The organism is Candidatus Pelagibacter communis, from assembly GCF_001179845.1.
GTDB classification, from domain to species: domain Bacteria; phylum Pseudomonadota; class Alphaproteobacteria; order Pelagibacterales; family Pelagibacteraceae; genus Pelagibacter; species Pelagibacter ubique_Q.
The window spans coordinates 1-807 of record NZ_CVSB01000024.1; the positions used below are offsets into that span (position 1 = coordinate 1).

1 protein-coding gene is annotated in these 807 nt (G+C 24.9%); it reads left to right on the plus strand.

Annotated elements, in window-relative coordinates; genetic code table 11:
* The coding region (locus AMN81_RS01360; RefSeq protein ID WP_072090350.1) for a glycosyltransferase family 9 protein at positions 1-807 on the plus strand (807 nt) is incomplete at both ends.

Genomic DNA, 807 nt, shown 5'->3' on the forward strand with positions numbered 1-807 from the left:
TATTAAAGCTATTTCAAAAAAATTTGGAGCACCTGTTAGTTTATTGGTTAAAGAAAATTCAAAAGCTAACGAGTTTTTAAATCAAACAAATTATATAGATGAAATAATTCACTTAGAAAGAGATAATAAAATAAATCAAAAACATGATGGTTTCAAAGGATTTTTCAAATTAGTAAGCGATATAAAAAAATATAATTTCGATAAAGTTTTTATATTCAATTCTTCTTTGAGATATAACTTAATTTCTAGATTGGCAGGAATTAAAGAAATATTTCAATACCCATTATTTGAAAAACAAAATCAACACATTACAGAACCAGCTAAAGCTATAATGAAAAAATATTTAGATATCGAAACTTTTGACAATCCAGAAATTCAAATTGAAAATAAAATTGTTCAAGAATCAGCAGTAAACTTTAAAATTAATAATGATGAACTCAATATTTTGTTGGGCATAGGTGGTTCAGGTCCAACAAAAAGAATACCATCAAAAACTTTTCTAAACGTAATGGAAAGATTAGAATCTTTAAAAAAATGTAGATTTTTTTTGGCAACAGGTAAAAATGAAGATGAACAAAAAATTTTAACTGAGTTATATGATACAAAATTTAAAGAAAAATGTGTTGCCCTAGACAATCTTAATTTAAGAGAAATATTACCTGTTATTAAAAATTGTAATGTTGCAATCTGTAATGATACAAGTTTCTCACATTTGTCATCAGCATTGGGAATTAAAACAATTACATTGATGGCAGATACTCCATTAATTTATGGTTCTTACAGTACAAATATGTATCCAATAATTCC